Source organism: Fictibacillus phosphorivorans (assembly GCF_023715845.1).
Lineage (GTDB): Bacteria > Bacillota > Bacilli > Bacillales > Fictibacillaceae > Fictibacillus > Fictibacillus phosphorivorans_D.
In genome coordinates, this window is record NZ_JAMBOR010000012.1 from 1 (window position 1) to 21,187 (window position 21,187).

The 21,187-nt window shown below is 37.4% G+C and carries 16 protein-coding genes, 1 pseudogene and 1 riboswitch; of the genes and pseudogenes, 6 read left to right on the plus strand and 11 right to left on the minus strand.

Annotation, left to right across the window (positions count from 1 at the left end):
• Window positions 1-153: 153 nt before the first annotated feature.
• Window positions 154-702, minus strand: a complete 549-nt coding sequence (locus M3206_RS10475) for a GNAT family N-acetyltransferase (RefSeq protein ID WP_251312474.1) — start codon at window positions 700-702, stop codon at window positions 154-156.
• Window positions 703-901: 199 nt separating this feature from the next.
• On the opposite strand from M3206_RS10475, the gene M3206_RS10480 reads away from it, so the two are divergent.
• The 4 genes and pseudogenes from M3206_RS10480 (at window position 902) to M3206_RS10495 (ending at window position 5,823) form a co-directional block, all read left to right on the plus strand.
• Window positions 902-1,051, plus strand: a complete 150-nt coding sequence (locus tag M3206_RS10480; protein WP_251312475.1) for a winged helix-turn-helix transcriptional regulator — start codon at window positions 902-904, stop codon at window positions 1,049-1,051.
• Between the two features lie 243 nt (window positions 1,052-1,294).
• The gene (locus M3206_RS10485; RefSeq protein ID WP_251312476.1) at window positions 1,295-3,283 is read left to right on the plus strand and encodes a bifunctional 2',3'-cyclic-nucleotide 2'-phosphodiesterase/3'-nucleotidase; all 1,989 of its coding nucleotides are present in this window, start codon (window positions 1,295-1,297) and stop codon (window positions 3,281-3,283) included.
• A gap of 241 nt (window positions 3,284-3,524) precedes the next feature.
• A pseudogene (locus M3206_RS10490) lies at window positions 3,525-4,849 on the plus strand (gluconate:H+ symporter).
• 83 nt (window positions 4,850-4,932) lie between these two features.
• Window positions 4,933-5,823, plus strand: a complete 891-nt coding sequence (locus M3206_RS10495) for a virginiamycin B lyase family protein (protein ID WP_251312477.1) — start codon at window positions 4,933-4,935, stop codon at window positions 5,821-5,823.
• Window positions 5,824-6,028: 205 nt separating this feature from the next.
• On the opposite strand, the gene M3206_RS10500 is transcribed toward M3206_RS10495, so the two are convergent.
• Window positions 6,029-6,472: a hypothetical protein gene (locus M3206_RS10500; protein WP_251312478.1), complete on the minus strand. Its 444-nt coding sequence runs from the start codon at window positions 6,470-6,472 to the stop codon at window positions 6,029-6,031.
• A 944-nt stretch (window positions 6,473-7,416) separates the two neighbouring features.
• Here M3206_RS10500 and M3206_RS10505 point away from each other — a divergent pair.
• Window positions 7,417-8,661 carry a YeeE/YedE family protein gene (locus M3206_RS10505; protein ID WP_425590727.1) on the plus strand — a complete coding sequence of 415 codons (1,245 nt, stop codon included), beginning with the start codon at window positions 7,417-7,419 and terminating at the stop codon, window positions 8,659-8,661.
• 59 nt (window positions 8,662-8,720) lie between these two features.
• Here M3206_RS10505 and M3206_RS10510 read toward each other — a convergent pair whose 3' ends face one another.
• On the minus strand, window positions 8,721-9,533 hold the full coding sequence (locus M3206_RS10510) for a serine hydrolase (protein ID WP_251312480.1): 813 nt from the start codon (window positions 9,531-9,533) through the stop codon (window positions 8,721-8,723).
• A 138-nt stretch (window positions 9,534-9,671) separates the two neighbouring features.
• Here M3206_RS10510 and M3206_RS10515 point away from each other — a divergent pair, with 138 nt between their 5' ends.
• Window positions 9,672-10,853, plus strand: coding sequence for a styrene monooxygenase/indole monooxygenase family protein (locus tag M3206_RS10515; RefSeq protein ID WP_251312481.1), 1,182 nt, complete (start codon window positions 9,672-9,674; stop codon window positions 10,851-10,853).
• A 115-nt stretch (window positions 10,854-10,968) separates the two neighbouring features.
• On the opposite strand, the gene M3206_RS10520 is transcribed toward M3206_RS10515, so the two are convergent.
• From M3206_RS10520 to M3206_RS10555, 8 genes are all read right to left on the minus strand, one after another.
• Window positions 10,969-12,399 carry a serine hydrolase domain-containing protein gene (locus M3206_RS10520; protein ID WP_251312482.1) on the minus strand — a complete coding sequence of 477 codons (1,431 nt, stop codon included), beginning with the start codon at window positions 12,397-12,399 and terminating at the stop codon, window positions 10,969-10,971.
• 5 nt (window positions 12,400-12,404) lie between these two features.
• The gene (locus M3206_RS10525; protein WP_251312483.1) at window positions 12,405-12,962 is read right to left on the minus strand and encodes a TetR/AcrR family transcriptional regulator; all 558 of its coding nucleotides are present in this window, start codon (window positions 12,960-12,962) and stop codon (window positions 12,405-12,407) included.
• A 314-nt stretch (window positions 12,963-13,276) separates the two neighbouring features.
• Window positions 13,277-16,732, minus strand: a complete 3,456-nt coding sequence (metH, locus tag M3206_RS10530) for a methionine synthase (protein WP_251312484.1) — start codon at window positions 16,730-16,732, stop codon at window positions 13,277-13,279.
• Window positions 16,725-18,578, minus strand: coding sequence for a bifunctional homocysteine S-methyltransferase/methylenetetrahydrofolate reductase (locus M3206_RS10535; RefSeq protein WP_251312485.1), 1,854 nt, complete (start codon window positions 18,576-18,578; stop codon window positions 16,725-16,727). Before M3206_RS10535 ends, metH begins: the two co-directional genes overlap by 8 nt.
• Window positions 18,579-18,637: 59 nt before the next feature.
• Window positions 18,638-18,750, minus strand: a riboswitch (SAM riboswitch).
• Window positions 18,751-18,756: 6 nt separating this feature from the next.
• Entirely contained in the window at window positions 18,757-19,380 is a 624-nt protein-coding gene (locus M3206_RS10540) for an NAD(P)-binding protein (RefSeq protein ID WP_251312486.1), read from the minus strand.
• A gap of 22 nt (window positions 19,381-19,402) precedes the next feature.
• Window positions 19,403-20,155, minus strand: a complete 753-nt coding sequence (locus M3206_RS10545) for a sirohydrochlorin chelatase (protein WP_251312487.1) — start codon at window positions 20,153-20,155, stop codon at window positions 19,403-19,405.
• A complete protein-coding gene (gene cobA / locus M3206_RS10550) occupies window positions 20,156-20,947 on the minus strand; it encodes a uroporphyrinogen-III C-methyltransferase (protein WP_251312488.1) in 792 nt (263 codons plus the stop codon).
• A 12-nt stretch (window positions 20,948-20,959) separates the two neighbouring features.
• Window positions 20,960-21,181, minus strand: a complete 222-nt coding sequence (locus M3206_RS10555; RefSeq protein WP_251312489.1) for a DUF3906 family protein — start codon at window positions 21,179-21,181, stop codon at window positions 20,960-20,962.
• Between the last annotated feature and the right edge of the window lie 6 nt (window positions 21,182-21,187).

The window sequence follows — 21,187 nt, forward strand, 5'->3', positions numbered from 1 at the left end:
GCAAACTGGACATGGCGAGGGCCATGTCCAGTTTAATCCAGGTGTGTTTATTCAAAAATAATACTTAAAAACAACACAAACCCCATTTTCAACAAAGTTGAAATGGGGTTTGTCTACGTTCTGAAACGTTCCTATTCAGGAACGTTTTTTTTATTATACGGTGATCATTTCATTTCTATTATTTCGCAGTACCGTTATAAACCCATCTAAAATATCATGACTGGCAGAAAATCCTTTTCGTTTATAGAACTCTAAAGCATCTATGTTGCCATTTGACACAAAGATAAAATAATCTTCTACATCGACAAATTGTTTCATCCATTCCATAGACATCGTAAAAAGCTTTGAACCGATTCCATACTGTCTGTAATCCTCTTTAATATAGAATTGAGAAAGACAGCCGACATGATCTCTACGGACAGAAGACATAGCAAAGAAGGTGGCAAACTCATTGGAGTAGGTTTCTTTAGGAGAAATGTTGGAATATACATAAGCAACAATCTGATCCTCATCTTTTACGACAATCGTATGGTTATGAACCGCTTTGTTCACGGAAGGGACAAGCCTTGTTTCAAAGTTCATGTTATCAAATAGCTCAGGTTTTATGTACGCCTTTGAATTCTGATAAACCATAAGTTCATTGCAGAGATCTTTACAGCATTCAATTTTTTCACCAGGTATGACTTCAAATGTAAGATTCAATCTTACCACTCCTCCTATGATAAAAATTCTCTACACCTTAACTGATTACGATATAATTTTATTACAATATAAAATGAATACAAGTATGCAGTAATTTATGAGTAAGTCAGAAAAAACTGAGTAAAGGGGAAGAGGGCGTTATCCTATCCATGAGCAGTGAAGTGAGGAAATATGGAAGAAAAGAAGATGGTCCTTTAACATGGCGTTGTGGAACGGCAAAACTCTGCGCTACAACGAACTTAAACGCAGAGTCGACGGCATTACAAACATGGTATTGTCTCAATCATTAAAAGAAATGGAGAATCAAGGACTTATTTTCAGAAAACAGTATTTAGAGATCCCGCCGTGAGTAGAATATTCTCAAAAAAAAAGCGGGAGAGAATTTAATTCCATCCATAGAATCCCTGGCAAAATGGGGGAAAGAGATGCAAAAGATTAAAAAAGAAGATTGATCAAGTCCCGACAAATGCGACTTGATTTTTTTAATTGAAACTTTTAGTTCTTTTGGATGATATGGAGAAAATAGAGGAATGGTATTATTACTTTGTGTCTAAGTGAGTCAGAATCAAATTAAACTGAGGGGTTAGAGGATATGAATAATAATCATAAGAAATTTGTTTCATTTTCATTAGCTTTGAGTCTTTTATCTTTGCCCGTTGCCGAGAACGCATTAGCTAAAAAGCCAGCTCCAGCAAAAGTAAACCTTCGTATTATGGAAACCACAGATGTTCATACCAATCTCTTAAACTTTGATTACTATAAAAACGTTGCTTCAGAAAAAGTCGGTCTTGCTAAAACGGCTACACTTATAAAACAAGCTAGAGAAGAATCGAGAGGGAAAAACAGTATTTTAGTAGATAACGGTGATCTCATTCAAGGTACCCCTCTTGGAACATTCAAAGCAAAAATTGAACCATTAAAAGAAGGGGAAGTTCACCCTGCTATAGCTGCCATGAACCTAATGGGCTATGACATGGCGACACTTGGAAATCATGAATTTAACTATGGTTTAGAATATTTAGATGAAGTTTATGACGATGCGAATTTTCCGTATATAAACGCTAATGTTTATGTAGATGATCATGATAACAATCCGAAGAACGATAAAAACAAATATACGCCATACAAAATCGTTAATAAAAAAGTAAAAGATGAAAGTGGTAAAACAAAAGTAATTAAGATCGGCTATATTGGTTTTGTACCACCTCAAATTAATGAGTGGGATAAATCCAACTTGGATGGCAAAGTAGTAACAAAAAATATTGTTGACTCTGCACAAAAATTTATTCCACGGATGAAAAAAGAAGGAGCAGACATCATTATTGCTCAAGCTCATTCCGGATTTAATGGAAATCTTTCAAATACAGAAGATGTTATATATGCATTAAGTAAAGTTAAAGACATCAGTGCCATCACTTTCTCTCATACTCATAAAGTCTTTCCAGCTACAGATGAAAAGAGCCTTGATGCCTTGTTCAAGGATTCAACCGGAAAGGTGCTTCCTGGTGTAGATAATGAAAGAGGAACGATCAACGGAATCCCCGCTGTACAAGCAGGTTACGGAGGTGGTTCATTAGGATTAATCGATTTAACACTTGTAAAAGAAAAAGGAAAGTGGAAAGTCACTCATTCACAATCCTCTGTAAGAAATGTGGAAAGTGTTAAAGCCAACGAAAAGGTTGTAAAAGCGATAACGAAAGTTCATGAAAAAACGATTCATTACGTAAACACTCCTATTGGAACGACGACAGATGATATTCATAGCTTCTTTGCACTCGTTCAGGATGATCCGTCCGTACAAGTCGTAACAAATGCTCAAAGATGGTACGCTGAAAAGTACATTGCTCTTAACAAACCAGAATACAAAGATCTTCCTATTCTCTCAGTTGGTGCTCCTTTTAAGGCAGGTAGAAACGGTGTAGATGAATACACTGAAATACATAAAGGTGATCTGACCATTCGAAGTGCCGGTGACTTATATCTTTATGACAATACCCTTAAAGCTCTTAAAGTGAAAGGATCAACCGTGAAAGAATGGCTTGAAATGTCTGCAGGTAAGTTCAATCAAATCAACCCAAACAAAACAGAAGAGCAAGAGCTTCTCAATGCAGGGTTCCCCGTATATAACTTTGATGTGATCGATGGAGTGAACTATCAAATCGATATTACACAACCTGCTAAATATGATAAAGATGGCAATGTCATTAATCCTGGAAGTAGTCGAATTAAAAATCTTTCTTATAATGGACAACCCATTGATCCGAACCAAGACTTTATCGTAGTAACCAATAATTATCGTGCCGGTGGAGGAGGAAACTTCCCAGGAATAAAAGGTAGTGAATATGTCGTTGATTCTGCAGATGAAAACCGCCAGATTTTAATGGACTATATTTCCGAAGTGAAAGAAATTACACCTACTGCTGATGACAACTGGTCATTCGCGCCAATCAGCGGCAATGCTAATGTAACTTTTGTTTCTTCACCTAATGGCCAAAACTATCTTAGTGAATATGGTAAAATCACATATACCAATCAGCTCGATGTAAATGGGTTTGGTATTTATAAAATTGATTTGAATTAATCATGAGAAGAGAGCCAAGATTTATGGCTCTCTTTTTTAATTACGATAATAACCTTTAGTAATCCAAGATAGATAAAAAATTAGTGACATGAAATTGTGATGATTTATCAATGGAAATGTAATGAAATATCGTTATCATATAAATAAACGCATCGGTCTATTTTTTTGAATTTACGTATAGATATTACTTGTAATGGTTCCTTTAATGGTTCCTTAACAAGGGAAAGGTGGGATGATTATTTTGGATATTTATTTACTCCTTGTCACCTTAGCCGCCATTGTAATGGTTATCTTAACGGTGTCCTGGCTGAAATGGCATGCTTTTATCAGCCTGACAGTTGCCAGTTTGTTTTTAGCGGTTATGGCTGGATTACCCTTAGATAAAATTATATCCGCTTACGAAATGGGTATAGGAGATGTTTTAGGACATCTGGTTGGAATACTAGCACTAGGAACAATTTTAGGGAAGATCCTTTCTGAATCAGGGGCGGGACTACAGATCGGTAAATTTTTTGTACGATTTTTTGGTGAAAAACGTTTACCATGGGCGATGATGCTTTCAGGTTTCATCATTGGGATTCCAATCTTTTTGAAGTTGGCATATTAATTTTATTGCCTTTAGTCATTTCGTTACACAAAACTACAAAGCAAAATATTTTATTAATCGCTCTACCAGTCCTTGCAAGTCTATCGATTGTAGACGCAATTGTTCCGCCACGGCCGGGTGCCCTTGCTGCAATCAGCATCTATGATGCCAACCTTGGAATGGTTCTTCTTTATACCCTTGTAATCGCATTTGTTGCTGCCGTTCTTGCTGGACCATTGTTTGCAAAATGGGTACATAAACGCGTTGTTCCGAAAAAAGAACCGGAATTAATTCACATCAATACGGCAGTAAATGATCTTCCAAGCTCAAGGTTGTCTTTCTTAATTATTTTACTTCCAGTCATTCTCATGATTCTCGCTTCATTAGCCCCTTATATTCCACATTCAGAAAGCACGATGAACCTCATTGCTCTTATTGGAAATCCAGTCATCGCGTTATTAATTGCGGTATTTACTGCTTACTGTCTTCTTGGTTTCCGTAAAGGAATGGATAGGGAACTTATTAAAAAATTTACAGAAGAAAGCTTACTCCCAGTAGGTTCTATCTTATTAATTATTGGTGCAGGCGGGGGATTCAAACAAATTCTGATCGATAGCGGTGTTGGTGAGACAATGGGCAGGTTATCTGAAAGTCTATCAATCTCTCCGCTCGTAATGGCTTTTGTCATAGCATGCTTAATTCGAATTGCGACAGGATCTGCAACGGTCGCTTTAACGACAGCCGCAGGTATTGTCTCTCCAATTATCACGAACATACCTGATGTCAATTTAGAATTACTAGTCATTGCTACAGCTGCAGGATCCATGATGTTTTCACATGTAAACGATCCAGGCTTTTGGATGGTAAAAGAATATCTTGGATTAACGGTAGCAGAAACCTTTAAGACACTTACCGTTCTTGAAATCATTCTTTCTTTAACCGCATTTGCCAGTGTTTTGCTGCTAAATATCTTTTTATAAATTATAAAAGGAATCGCAAATCTGAAAAGGAAGTTATTTGAGGGATAATGAGTAGTTTAATAAATTTTTTGGAGGGGAATTATATGAGATTTGAGCAGAAAGAAATAAATATTTTACATCCTGATTCAGGACCTTACGGAATCGCAGTCACACCAGATAGAAAAGTTTGGTTTTCACAACATAAAGCAAATAAGATCAGTTGTCTTGATCAAGAAGGAGAGATCAAGGAATATAAAGTTCCAACTCCAGATGCGAAAGTGATGTGTTTAACTGTTTCTTCAAAAGGTGATGTTTGGTTCACAGAAAATGGGACAGACAAAATAGGAAAGATTACAGCAACAGGAATCATTCAAGAATATCCTTTGCCACACTCGAATTCAGCCCCATACGGGATTACAGAAGGCTCCAATGGAGATATATGGTTTACCGAAATGAACGGAAACCGTATAGGTAAACTGACAGAGAAAGGTGAGATTCATGAATATGAACTACCCAATCAAGGATCTTTCCCAGCATTCATTACGCTTGGCCCAGATCGTTCACTTTGGTTCACTGAAAACCAAAACAATGCAATAGGAAGGATAACAGAATCGGGAGAGATAACAGAGTATCCATTACCTACAGCTTCAGCAGGACCAGTGGGTATAACAAAAGGAAACGATGATGCACTTTGGTTTGTAGAAATATTAGCAAATAAGATAGGGAGAATTACTATTTCTGGTAAAATAACAGAGTTTGATATCCCTACACCAAATGCACGCCCTCATGCAATCACTCAAGGGTTGGGTGATGACTTATGGTTTACCGAATGGGGTGCAAATAAAATCGGTAGGATAACAACGAATAGATCCATTGAAGATTATTCAATTCATACTCCGAACGCTGAACCTCATGGAATTGTTTGTGATAATGAAGGAACTGTATGGTTTGCTTTAGAATGTAACAAGATCGGAAAATTAAGCTTAATGAAATAAAACTTCAGTGGGAAATTAAGATACCTACGTTTAAACGATAATCTTGAATACATTGTTACTGGTGATTTGGTTAATAGTAATTTAAATAAATAGATTCAATTATATATCCTTAAGAGCATGATTTGAAAAGATTAATCAAATCATGCTCTTGTTAAAGTAATCATGCTAGTGGCATTCAACCTATTTCCTTTTAAAGTAGTATAAATTAATCATAGGCAATTACAGTAGAATTTCCGCCAGAATATTTCCTAAGATAAAATTCGGCTTGATTGTTAGTGCCATCGACATATTTATTTATATTTTTGAAGACATGACAGCCTTTTGAATCGAAATCTTTACTCTGGGCTGTTTTATAGTAAAGACCTTTAACACCATTGTCATAAACCACATCATCTCTGTTATATGGATCTTCTTCATATAACTCATAATAACCTGATTTACTTTTCTTACTGAGACAAATTTTAAAAGCGCCTCCACCTGATTCAAATATTTCACTTTGATTGGTGAATTCATCGCTTCCTATAATATCCCATTCTCCAGCACCGGCTAAAGTATAAGCTAAGCTAGAAGAGGGGGTGACTAAAAGCGAAACGACCAAAGCAGCGACAATCATTTTAAACTTTCTAATGATTATACCTCCTTTTAACAAGATTAACTATCATTCCAACACTTAACTATAACAATCCCTCCTTTGCTTCTTAACTTTAACAAGACAAAATCTGTATTACGATAACCTAAAGAACTATTCTAGAAAAAAGCTACTAAAGTATTAATTTTGATGAACTATTAAAAGATAGACTAATTTTTCCTTCTAAATTGTTATTTTCCGACTAGTGGAATCATTATAACTGCACTATAACTGGATTATGTTTTTTATTAAAAAGGGATTATAACTAAGAAACGAAGTTAATCAAAGATGATTCTTAGTTGCAAGATTAAGGAGGATATCGATTATGAGCTATGAGCGACATACAATCATTAGGAGACTCGCCACAGTTAGTTTTTGGACAACGATCTAGTAGAATCTGAACGCCGATCTATGGACATCGAACCGAACCATACTTCGAATGTCCTGAATACGTCGAGTGGCTAACCAGCACGAAGGGGGAAGATATAAAGATAAAGATGGATTATATTCTAATTATTTTTTAGTTAACATAATATTTATTATAGGTAGCTATGTAATAAGGAATGAAACATATCTCAAAACTTAAGATTACTTAAGATAGTGAGACAAAATGAAAATTTCGGAAAAGTTCATTTTTCACAACATTTTTTAAATAGTTTTAAAAAAATCATTTCACCAGGATCCAATTCCAGTTGAACACAAATTATTTTCATTTCAATCTCTTAAAATTTTTTCTTTCATGAAAATTTCTTCTTTATTATCTTATTTGTATTTCACATCTATTGTTTATCATTAATGTTTAAACTATCAATCATATTTATTACCTTCGTTTTACCATTATAATTTACTCTCATTATAAAACATGCATCATATCTCTTTATTTAGAATAGGATTCGTTGTATAATATTTTAATTAATTCCGATAAGTTTCATCGGATTAGGAGGGTTATTGTGGCTAATTCATCTATAGACACTCATTTTACTCAAACAAGTAAACGTCATTATACTACAGTTGTTACCGAATTAAGTCCCTTGCAAAAACCTTGGGCTACATTAGGGATTCTGGCAGCATTGATTTTGTTATTCGCGATTGTAAATGTTGCTGATTGGACTCAAGGAATTCTCTTTATTATAGGGATTTTGTTAGGAAACGCATTGTTATATGCTCGATTTGGTTTCACTTCAGCATTTAGACGATTAGTTTCCGTTGGTAATGTGCAGGGATTACAAGCACATATGGTTATGCTAGCCGTTGCATCCGTATTATTTGCTATAATCCTAAGTACTGGATTTAGCTTTACAGGTGCTGCCCCTGCAGGAAATGTGTCACCAGTAGGTATTAGTATTCTATTCGGTTCTTTTCTGTTTGGGATCGGGATGCAGCTTGGAAATGGCTGTGCATCCGGAACGTTGTATTCTTTAGGTGGCGGATCTTCTTCAATGATCTTAACATTGATATCTTTCATTGCAGGTTCTGTTATTGGTGCATATCATTTTACGTTCTGGATGGGCTTACCTTCCCTGCCTCCGATTGCATTTAACGAGATACCTGGATTCGGTTATTTAGGTGCATTGATCTTACAGTTAGCATTGTTTGGCTTAATCTATTGGGTTACGGTTCAAATAGCTAAAAAGAAAAATCCTCCAATGATGAAACCACTGCCAACGACGATTGGATGGAAAAAGATATGGCGTGGTTCTTGGCCTTTATTTACTGCAGCTATCGTTTTAGCCGTATTAAATGCATTAACATTAGCGGTAAAAGGAAGTCCTTGGGGAATCACTTCGGCATTTGCTCTTTGGGGTTCAAAAGCATTGATGGCTACCGGCGTTGATGTATCAAGCTGGGGTTACTTCGCAGGTAGCAAAGGTGACGCTTTAAATAAAAGTGTTCTGACTGATGCAACAAGCGTAATGAATTTCGGAATCATTCTAGGAGCATTCATTTCTGCAGCTTTCCAAGGAACATTTAAACCGGGAAAGATTAAACCAGGAATTGCAGGAGCTTCTATCATTGGCGGTTTACTGATGGGTTACGGTGCGCGATTAGCATTCGGCTGTAATATCGGTGCTTATTTCAGCGGAATTGCTTCATTCAGCCTACACGGCTGGGTTTGGGGTATCATGGCAATGGCCGGAACTTTCTTAGCTCTATTTATTCGTCCTCTATTCGGATTGAAAAACCCAAAACCTAATGATTCTGTTTGCTAAAAAACAAAAAGCTAGTGGTGTGAGATATTAATCTCAACCACTAGCTTTTATTTTTGTTCTCATTTTAAACCCTTCATTTCAAAAAGCAACGATCCTAACTTGTTCATCACTCGTATTGGTTCCTCTCTATTAGGCACGTTCTTACTTAGTACAGAAATCGCAAATGAATGGCCAGGTATATAAAATAATCCTACATCGTGCTCAACCCCTGGTACATATCCTGTTTTATGTGCCAGTTCCCAAATCGGAATAGTTCCGATTAATCCATCATGTTCTGGAAGCAGTTTTGGCAATAAATGATTAATCTTTTGCTGTTTCATAATTTTTATCATTTTTCGACATGCATTCATGGATACGATCTTGCCTAAAGCGAGGTTTTTTAAAAAATGGTTTATTTCTTTCGCTGTGATTAAGTTTGATTCACTAAGTTTCCTTGAAGGTTTAATTTGAAGCTTATGACGTAACTGAGATTGCTTAAAGCCCCAAAGGGTCATGTAAACTTGAATGTTCTCCATACCCACTAGGTCGATTAAAAGGTTTGTTGCCGTATTATCACTTTCTATGATCATAAGAACAACGAGATCATAGATCGTCCATTCCATACCAGGAGTCAGGTTTTTTAAGATACCATCACCTGAGACGATATCCTCTCGTCGGACTTGAATTTTATCAGATAATGAATGTTTCCCTTCAAACACTTGGGCAAAAACAGCTGACATGATCGGTAACTTTATGATGCTTGCCGCATAAAATTCCTCGTCTTGATTATAGACAAACTCTTCTTCCGTGTTGAAGTGGTAAATGGAAACCCCATACGTTCCTTTTCCTGACGCAATTAAATTTAACAGCTTGTTCTCCATCAATTTCAGCATACCCGCTTACCTTCTTTCTTAAATTCTCAATATGTGTTTATCTACCTATATGTAAATTACTTAATTCGTCGTATTTACAAGGATAACTTTTAAAAATAGACTGAGAGCGTTACGTTACTTTAGAAAGGAGAGAAAAACATGAAAAAGCAATTATGTATAGTTGGAAGTGGTATCTCAGGATTACAGCTTGCTTACGCGCTTAAAGAAGATTTTGATGTTACGGTCGTTCATGCTAACTCAACGGAAAAAGTTAGAACCGGACGAGTCATGTCTACTCAAGTGCATTTTGGTCCAACACGAACACGAGAGAGCCGCTTTCACATGCCAAAATGGGATGATCATCAGTCAATCAAGAGTATTCACATGACCATCGGCAAACAAAAATTATTTGCTGGAATGTTAAAAAAAGATGCTTTGTCTGTTGATCAGCGACATTACTATTCCACGTGTATGAAAGACCTTGCATCAAAAGGAGTTACATTTCTTCATTTAAAACTAACGAACGAGCACCTAGACCGGTTAATAGAAGATTATGACCTGGTCATTGATTGTACAGGAAAATCCGGCCCTCTCTTCCCTTTTCCCATTATTCAAGAGCTTTCCCCGTTTGATAAGCCCCAGCGAAAGTGTATCACTGGCTACTTTTTAGGTATTGAGCCAAACGAACCACTTGGAGTAAATGTAACCGTACTTCCAGGTTCCGGTGAAATGTTTGAAATTCCTGCTGTAACAGAGGAAGGTCCAGTCACAATCCTGTTCATCATGGCGGTTCCAGACAAAGAACTTGATACGTTTAAAGGGATCACAAGTTCTAATGAATTCACTATGCACATGAAACAGTGTGTTCAAAACTTCTTCCCTGACATATACAAACGATTGAATACAGAGGAATTCGCTCTAATCGATGAGAATGCCTTCCTTCAAATTGCAATTAATCCAAAAATCCGAAAACCTTATGTTACATACAAGGACAAGTTCGTTGTTGGATGTGGAGACAGTGTTTTTCTTAATGATCCAATCACTGGTCAAGGCTGTAATCTCTCTTCTTATTGTGTAGAACAGTTATTTGAGACGCTGATCGATTATAAGCATGATCAATGGGATGAAAACTTAGGCGAATCCTATTGGAATCGAACAAAAGATTTTGTTACAGAAATTACAGAATGGACAAATGCCATGACACAGCCCCTTCCAGAGCATGTTGTACAGATATTATTGAAAGGTGCAGAAAATCAAGAACAAGCTGATCGTATTGCAGAATGGTTTGAGAATCCGAAAAGAGCTCATGAGGCCTTTTTCCAGAAACAAGAATCTCATTGAATACAAAAACCACCTTTTAAAGGTGCTTCAGCTTGTAGACATGACTTTGTCTACAAGCTTTTTTATTATTCAATTGTAGTCTTTAATTAACCCTTCTGAGATAAGTGTGAAGCATTCAGACTTTTTTCACGAATTTTATAATCTTGTCTTGAAGAAAGAGAACGATAGAAAACACAACACATATAGCAATAAAACACTTGATTAGAATGGCTATATCGGATCCATATAAAGAGATTGTTCTACATGGAGAATCCACAATTAATTCAAGTATGGGGATAATTGTTAGAGCAAGAACCAAATAAATACTGCCTAATATTCTGTTCACAAAGGTAATTAACTTATGTTTACGCAAGTGGAACACCAACCAAAATGAAAAGAATGTAAAAATAATAATCGTTAATAAAGTTATCCATTGGAGCTTGTAATCAGCTGGAATGATATGAGAAACTCTATTTCTTTCAATAATGTTTCTAATACCTTCCCTTATATAAGTCGTGTGCATTACATCTGAAATGTTATTCTTGTTGGTTAGTAAAATAAAACCATACTGTTTACTTGGATGAATAAACAATTCAGCTCGTGAGTCAGGTGTTTCTCCACCATGAAAAAGATAAGAATCTTGCCTTGATGTAGAGATCCGCCAACCTAACCCATAATAAAATTCTTCTTTTCTATGAACCTGAGGAGAAGTATATTCTTTAAAATTTTTCTGATCTAATAATTTTTGATTACCGAGAAGGAACTTTATGAATTTAATCATGTCAGAAGAAGTTGAAGCTATATAGCCATAGGGTACACCACTATTATCGAAGTGGTTAACACTTTTGATAGGTTTTCCGAACCAGGCTTGATACCCAGGTGTATACCCTAACTTTATTGCTTGTCTATAATCGGCTACTGTATGGTCCATACCTAGTTTACTAGTAATCTCTTTTCGAATATATTCGGGAAACTGGAATCCACTAACTTCTTCAATGATCCTTCCTAACAAAAGGTAGTTTGCTGCACTGTATTGATGGATACTTCCCGGTTCATGATTAAGTACTACTCCATTCAGTATCTCTGTTGCTTTTTTGATTGAATCTTTTTCCCTTAGTGTTAGATCTGCTACCTCTAACCCATCTTTAGATGAAATACCACTTGTATGTGATAATAAATGTCTCACAGTTATTTCGTTCTCAAAGTTTTCCTTCTCGTAATTAAATGAGTGTAAGTAAGAATAAATAGATTCGTCTAAATTTATTTTCCCTTCTTGAACCAGCTTCATAATAGCTAAACTCGTGATAGGTTTACTAATTGAGCCGATGGTAAAGAGCGTGTTATTTGTGATTCTCTTCCCATCACTTTGTACTCCCCAATTCTCTTGAAAGACCACTTTACCTTCCTTAACAATGGCTAACGAAGCACCTGGAATCTGATACTCATTTATGGACTCATTCACAAATTGTTGGATTTGACTTTTTTGGTCATTTTCTTGACCATAAGCTGCTGATGAAATGGATACCCATAAAATAGAGGATATAAAGAATGAGAGGAATTTTTTCAACCATCTCACCTCTTATTTTTATGGTCCAGGTATTTTGTAATAATCGTTTCCAATAATTGATAGGAACTGTCCATATCAAAATCTGCATCCATGATCTTTTGAAGTGCTAATCCATCGAAACAGGCTAAAAGAATACTAGCCATTTCATTAGTCTCTTGTCCTCCCATCATTTGTAATGGTTTCGACAAACTCTGTCTTCCATTTTTCAAAATCTGCGCTGCTTCCATTTGAATCTCTTTATTTTTAAGTCCCATTGAGTAAATCTCATACCGAAAACGGTACCAATCCGGGTCATTCTTTGATCTGCTTTTTATTTCTTGTAGAACTTCATGGAGATGAATATCTTGTTTAGATTTTTCGACGTATTGTTTATGATACTTTTCTTGTAAATCGTTTTGCACGGAGAGAAAAAGTTCTTCTTTATTCTTAAAATAATAATGAATCAACCCTGGAGTGATGTTAGCTTCAGATGCAATATCTTTTATCGAAGCATTTTCATAACCTTTATGAGCAAATACTAGATAAGCCGCTTTCAGGATTATTTTTCGTTTACCTTCCTTCACTGTTATCCCTCCAAAGAATATTAATTGGTCAACCAACCAAATTGTAATTCATTTCCTTTTATTTCTCAATGGTTTATTTATAAAATAAGAGTGCCATTCTAAATGAAGTGTAATCTTTTTCGTTTTCAATAAACTAGTTATTTTATTAGAAAATGTGGCGGCGTATGGGCTCACTTTTACTACCCATAAAAAAAATTGTAATATAGCCACGGCAAAATCCATAAATAATGAACAAACCCCATTTCAAATGAAATTGAAATGGGGTTTGTCTAAGTTCTGAAGCACCTTTAAAATGTGCCTTTCTCGTTTTCTTCTTAACTTAACACATTGAAATACCTAGCTTCGGGATGTGCAAAAACGATCGCAGAAACGGAAGCTTCGGGTTCCATCATACAGCCATCTGTTAACTGGATCCCTATATCTTCCGGTTGGATCAACTTAAATAATTTTTGTTGATCTTCAAGTTCTGGGCATGCCGGATAGCCAAACGAGAAACGCTGTCCTTGATAACGTGCTGAAAAACGCTCTCTCATGGTAAAATCTACAGGATCAGGAAATCCCCAACGGTCACGCATTTGTTGATGGATAAGTTCTGCGAATCCTTCCGCTGTTTCAAGTGCCAATGCTTGAAGGGCATGACTTTCTAAGAAACGCCCTTTCTCCTTCATGTCCGCAGCAAGTTCTCTAATGCCAGTACCTGCTGTTACGGAAAAGAAACCAACATAATCCATCATTCCGCTTTCTTTTGACTTTAGATAGTCAGCTATACATAAATACGGTTCTTTGGTCTGACGCGGGAAATCAAACGTCTCGATGATGGTTCGATGATCTACGGGATCATAAATGAATACACGATCTCCATCAGACTGTGCCGGAAAGAACTGATACATAGCAGAAGGTTTTATTAAGTCCTTTTCTTTTGCTTCATCTAACAATGTATCGACGATTGATTTAATATGAAGCGTCTTTTCGTCTTTTTCCTCTAGTAATCTAGATATCTTTCCTTTAATGCCAAGATGATGACCTAATAGCATCTGTAAATTTATATAGGGCTGGATGTGAGACAATGAGTAATTTCTTAAGATATGCCTTTTTGTATCATTTGGTATAAAAACAGGTGTTGTTTGTGATACTTTTGATCTTACTTTCACAGCTGTCGCAGTTGCGGCACTTTCATCTGACCTTGCACCGTTATCTATTGCAATCGTTCGCTTTCTTTCACTAAAATCAGCTGCGAGTCTTTGATGATCCTCAGGCGTTTGAATCTGGTTCGCAAGTGATAAACCTTCCATCGCATCTTTGGCATAAAGAACCATTCCATCATATTCTTTAGAGATTTTGGTGTCCGTAAATTTTCTGGACAATGCTGCTCCACCCACTAAGATCGGTGTTGATATACTCGCTTCACGCATATCATTAGCCGTTAGTACCATCTGCTGCGCAGATTTTACTAACAATCCTGAAAGACCAATGATGTCAGGCTTATTTTTCTTGACAGCCTCGATCAATTTTAGAGGGGTTACCTTAATTCCTAAATCAATAACGTGGAAGCCATTGTTACTTAAAATAATATCAACAAGGTTTTTCCCAATATCATGTACATCCCCTTTAACGGTTGCAAGTAACACCTTCCCTTTCGATGAAGAGGTATCATTACTCTCCATGTAGGGCTCTAAAAAGGCTACGGATGCTTTCATGACCTCTGCACTTTGAAGGACTTCAGCAACGATAAGCTGATTCTCGTTAAAAAGTCTCCCTACTTCTTTCATGCCCTCCATAAGTGGCCCGTTTATGATTTTTAGAGGGGTTGGATATTTTTTTAATGCCAATTCTAAATCAGAGATCAACCCTTCCTTCGTACCTTCTAAAATGTAGTATTGAAGCCTCTGTTCAAGTGTCATATCAGAAAGTGCCGATTTTGTTTCTTTCTTTTTACCGCGATAAAACTCGGTAAACGTGGCAAGCGATTCGTCTGTTGTACGAAATAAAAGGTCTTCTGCCATATCGATCTCTTCTTTAGAAATAGAAGCAAATCGCTCTAGTTTTTCTGTGTTCACGATCGCATAATCCAGTCCCGCTTGTGTGCAGTGATAAAGGTATACGGCATTTAATACTTCTCGCCCTACAGGTGGAAGTCCGAATGATACGTTACTCACTCCAAGGATCGTAAGACAATGAGGAAATCTCTCTTTAATTAGACGAATTCCTTCAATGGTTGCATTCGCTGAACCAATATACTGTTCATCACCGGTTCCTACTGGAAAGACTAGTGGATCAAATATGATATCTGAAGGTGGTACTTGATACTTTTCCACTAAGAGATCATAAGATTTTTCAGCGATTTCAAGCTTTTTTTCCGCAGAAACTCCCATACCTTCTTCATCGATCGTTCCAACTACAACGGCTGCACCGTATTTATGCAGAAGCGGGATCACTTTTTCAAAACGTTCTTCTCCGTCTTCTAGGTTAATCGAATTTATAATGGATTTACCTTGTGAATATTTTAAAGCTAGCTCGATCACCTCTTCATCCGTTGAATCGATAACAAAAGGTATCTTAACCTTCTTAACGGCTTCCTTCATGAATGCTTCCATATCACTTTTTTCATCTCGATCGGGATCAGCTAAGCAGACATCTAATACATGCGCCCCACCTTTTACTTGAGCTCTTGCGATTTCAGAAGCTTCCTCAAACTTTTTCTCCGCAATAAGCCTTTTAAATTTCCTGGAGCCAATTACATTGGTACGTTCACCAACCATGATCGGACGTAAAGTTGGGTCATCAAAAATGAAAGGTTCAATTCCTGAAACCATATGCGTTTCCTCCGTTTGAATGGATCGCGGTGAATAGTCTTTCATGACTTGTGCTAAAGCTTCTATGTGTTTAGGAGTTGTACCGCAACATCCGCCTACAACATTCAACCAGCCTTTTTCTGCAAATCCTGTTAATTTTGCGGCTAAGGATGCTGGAGTCTCATGATAATTTCCTTCTTCATCAGGCAAACCTGCATTCGGATAGCAGCTGACTGCTGTTGTGGCGAGCTCTGAAAGGGAGCGAATATGATCTTGCATGAACTCGGGACCCGTCGCACAGTTTAGACCCACTGCTAGAGGCTTCATATGTTTTAATGAAATATAGAACGCTTCAATCGATTGCCCCGCTAATGTTGTTCCCATCGGTTCAATGGTCCCTGAAACCATAAGAGGAATGCGCTTTTTTGACTCATCGAACGCTCGTTCGATTCCTAGGAAACCCGCTTTAACGTTCAACATATCTTGGCTAGTCTCTAACAGCAGCAGGTCTGCACCACCGTCGATCAGTCCTCTTGCTTGCTCCGCATATGAGTCCTTTAAAGTATCAAATGTCGTTCCGCCCGTAACACTTAACGTTTTCGTAGTAGGTCCCATCGAACCAGCAACAAAACGAGGCCATTTTTCGGACGAAACGGCATCAGCCGCTCTTCTCGCAATTTCTGCTCCTAACTTATTAATCTCATAAGCTCTTTCGCTTAGATCATACTCGTCTAAAACAAGACTCGTACCTCCAAAGGTATTCGTTCCAATGATATCTGCGCCAGCTTGTAGATAGGCTGAATGAATCGATTCGATAACTTCTGGAGCTGTTACGTTTAAAAATTCATTACACCCTTCATATGCCTCGCCGCCAAAATCTTCTGCAGAAAGATTTCTTTCCTGAAGCATCGTTCCCATTGCTCCATCCATAATTAATATTTTCTTTTTTAATTGATCTTCTATTGATGTATTAGGCATTCATCGGCCTCCTTACTAAAAGGGATGGATGATTGGTACGAGCATAGTTTACCAACTCAACCGTTAGTTCATATCGCATAAATGGTGTGATCAGATAAATGCCATTAAAGAGATCCATAGCAGTATCAAGAAGAGACTTGGCTATTTTTAACCCTTCAATACTAGCTTCTTTAGGATTATCTTTATATTTTCCTAACTGTTCCCGTACGGTGTTCGATAATTTTATTCCTGGTACTTCATGATGTAAAAATTCAGCGTTTTGTGAGCTTGTTAATGGCATGATTCCTATGAAGATCGGCCGATCAATATGTTTGGTTGCTTCATAAGTTTCAATGAGCTTTTCTTCAGAAAAAACAGGTTGACTTATAAAATAATCCGCACCATATTCAATCTTCTTTTCCAAACGTTCGACTGCTTTATCGATCACTCTAACATTAGGATTAAAGGCTGCTCCTACACTAAAGGACGTTTTTTCGCCAAGTTCTTTTCCGGATAAGGATAATCCTTGATTAAACTGCTTGATGAGACTGATCAGTTCGAATGAGGTAACATCATAAACGGATGACGCTCCAGGAAAATCTCCAACACTTGCAGGATCTCCAGTCACTGCTAATAATTCACGGATTCCGCTTGTATGAAGACCCATTAAGTGTGATTGAAGTCCGATTAAATTTCGGTCGCGGCACGTTATATGAACGAGCGGGCGAAGGTTTAATTCTGATTTCACAATCGATCCTAGTGCAGCATTACATATTCGCGGGGACGCAAGCGAGTTATCAGCCATAGTAAGCGCATCAATTCCCGCTTTCTTTAATGCTTTAGCTCCTTCTATAAAGCGAGTCGTATCAAGCTTGCGTGGCGGATCTAATTCTACAATGATGGATTGTTTTTTCTTTACTTCTTCACTTAACGGAATATATTTAGACTTTGAATCTGATTCAATAACAAGATCTTGTTTTCTTTGTTTTACGTCTTTTTTCTGTACACGCGGTAGTTTCTTAATCTCTGTCGAGAACGCATATATATGTTCGGGGGTTGTACCACAGCAGCCACCTAGCACACTTACTCCTTGCTTTCTAAACATATGAGCGCACTCTTTAAAATACTCAGCATCACTTTCAAAATGGAACTTTCCATCTGAATAAGAAGGAAGCGAGGCATTCGGAAATGCAGATAAAAATGCTTTTTGAGGAATCGGTACTTCCTCAAGCGTCTTTAACATATGAAAAGGACCTAACCGGCAATTTAATCCCACTACATCAGCACCTAATTCTTCCAAGCGCAGCAAAGCTTCTGAAATAGGTGTCCGGTCTTGCAGAAAACCGATTTCCTGAAGAGAAACTTGAGCAATGATGGGAAGAGACGTTTCTTTTCTAGCAATCTCTAATACCGTTTCAATTTCTTCCAGATCGTAATACGTTTCAAGCTGTATGCCATCAACGTTTTCCATAAGTAAACAATAGAGCTGTTCACGAAAACTCCTTTTAATCTCATCCAGTGAACTACTGTTTGGTTTTATTCCACGAATACCGCCAATCGTTCCTAATACATACTTCTCGTTTTTAGCAGCTTTTCTCGCGATTTGAACCGCTGCTTTATTAATCTCTTTTACCTGGTCTTGGAGGCCATAACGTTCTAACTTTGAATAATTGGCAGCATACGTATTGGTTTGAATCATATCAGCCCCGGCATCGAGGTAAGCCCGGTGAATATTATAAATTTGCTCTTGCTGTGACAGATTTAATTCTTCGTAGCAAAAGTCTGAGCCGTAGGAATAAAGAAGCGTACCCATTGCACCGTCACCGATTAAAATTTTGTTTTGTTTTAAATCTGCAGTTAAGCTCATTTCAGCCTCCTTATATAAAATAAAAAGCCCTCAAGAAGAAGACTTTTTTAAGGTTGGTCTTCTTATCTTTACAAGTCCATAATGGTCTTGCAGGAATTAGCACCTTTTCAACTTTACGCTGTTGGTTGCTGAGGTTTCATAGGGCCGCTCCCTCTACCTCTCTTGATAAGGGTCATATTTAATTGAGTCTACTAGCTTCATTTCCCTTTAATAATGTCTCCAAATAACGCTCACGCTTCTTTTCATCCTGTAAATAAACAGGATCGGTGAGTTCCTTTAACAATGCCTTTCTTTTTATTTTCGAATACTCATTCTTAATAATCGTTCTGCATTCAAATAAGAAATCCAAGTAAGATTCATAGTCTTCCGTGTACGTTTCTTCTAGTTCTTTTTTTATTAAACTAGACAAGCTCGGACTAGCCCCAGAAGTGGAGACTGAGAGTACTAGTTTTCCTCTTTTCACGGCACTGGGAATGATAAAATTTCCGATTTCGGGCTGGTCAGCAACGTTAATCAGCTGGTTTTCTCCTATATTAGCAGCGATCTCGGCATTCACTTCGCTTGAATTAGTAGCTGCAACAACAAGAAAAGCTTTCTCGAAATCATTTTTTCTTACCTTTCTTGCTATCCAAGTGAGCCTTTTTTGCTCATGCAGTTTCTGAATCTCCTCAACGGCATCAATACTAATCACCGTTATGATTGCTTTTTCCTTCAATAGATCTCTTATTTTACGGTAAGCAACAGGGCCGCCTCCTGCAACCATTACTTGTTTGTTAGATAAATCTAAATGAATCGGGTACATAACATCCAACATCCCTCACTTATTACAAATATTCCAATTCTCTTGTTCCAAGTGTTTCATTGATACGAGTGAGAAGTACCTCTCTTAAAATAGGATGGTAGCCAAGCGTTTCACATAGGATTACATCTTGTTGGGTATCTTCTTTATACCGATTCACTGTAAGTTTCATTCCATTAATTAAAAGACCTGAAAACAATAAATAAGGAACGATAACGACTTGATCATAAGAATCTTTGCAACTCCACAGAGCTTCTTCAAAACTTGGGGAGGATCCGGTTAAAAAGCATGTTTGTATATTGGGTATGCCATAATGGTGCTGAAAGTTTGATGCGATTTGTGTTAGATCTCTCTTTACATCGGGATCACTGCTTCCCCTACCCACTAATAATACGTTTGAGTTCTTATTTAAAAGGGCTACTTGATTCCTAATCTTTTCCCACAACAAGTGAGAAAGGGCATCATGTACTCCGAGTTCACGACCGAACGTTACTTCTGTTTCTGGATACTGATTCATTAAATGCCCAAGTATTTTTGGAATGTCTATCTTCACATGGTTAGCTGATAATAAAAATACAGGAACAACGAATATACTCGTCGCTCCTTTTTGTATACATGTTTCAAATCCTTGTGAGATAGAAGGTTCAGCTAATTCTAAAAAGCATACCTCTTTGATTGGAACAGAAACTGAATCTAAACACTGGTTTACAAACTCTTCCGCTTCCTTTTGACCTTTTCGCAGCCTTGTGCCATGACAGATTAAAAGTAAAGCTTTCATTTATAGTGCCCCGCTTACAGCAGTCAGCTTAACGGGTTCTTCGACCTCGACAAGCTGTTCAAACCACTTAAGTTCATCACGTAATCGTACTACTTCTCCAACGATAATCATGCTAGGGTTCTCAATCTTTTCCTTCCGTACGATATTTTCAATGGTATCTAATGTACCTGTTACAGTTCGCTGCTTTTCTAAAGATCCCCATTCAACTAAAGCCACAGGAGTATTCTTATCTTTTCCGTGTTTTATCAGCTGTTTACATATATAAGGAAGGTTGGTGATACCCATATAAATAGCTAATGTATCAATCCCATTCACCAAGCTCTCCCATTTTAACTCTTCTTCTTGCCCCTTTTTTCTGTGTCCTGTCACAATCGCATAGCTTGAAGCGATGTTCCGATGTGTCACAGGTATACCTGCATAGGCTGGAGCGGCAATCCCTGAAGTGATTCCGGGGATAACTTCAAAAGCTATTCGGTTTTTTGATAAGGCTTCTGCTTCCTCTCCGCCTCGGCCAAATACAAATGGATCGCCGCCTTTAAGCCGGGTTACTGTTTTTCCTTTTTGTGCATGCTTGACTAAAAAGCTGTTAATGGTTTCTTGTTTCATAAAATGGTAGTTTGGCAATTTGCCGCAATAGATCAGATCGCACCCTTTTTTCGCATGCTCCAGTAGTTCTTTATTCACTAATCGGTCATATAGGATTACGTCTGCTTCCTGAATGCAGCGCAACCCTTTAACCGTGATCAACTCCGGATCACCAGGACCTGCTCCGACAAGATAAACTTTTCCCATCATCATCCCTCCTTACGAATTTAGTAGCGTTTCCCTTTCATATAGTACAAATCCATTACCGCTTCGGATTTTTTTCTTTTCATAGAGTGAAATCTCTTCAATATCTGGCTCTTTCAGAAAATACTTTTCAAGCTCAACATCCACTAGCTGAAATGCCTGCTCATCTGTGGAAGCGGCTATGACAACAGGTACCACTTCAGATTTTAAGTTGACTTCAAACCGGTATAGATACAAAAGAAG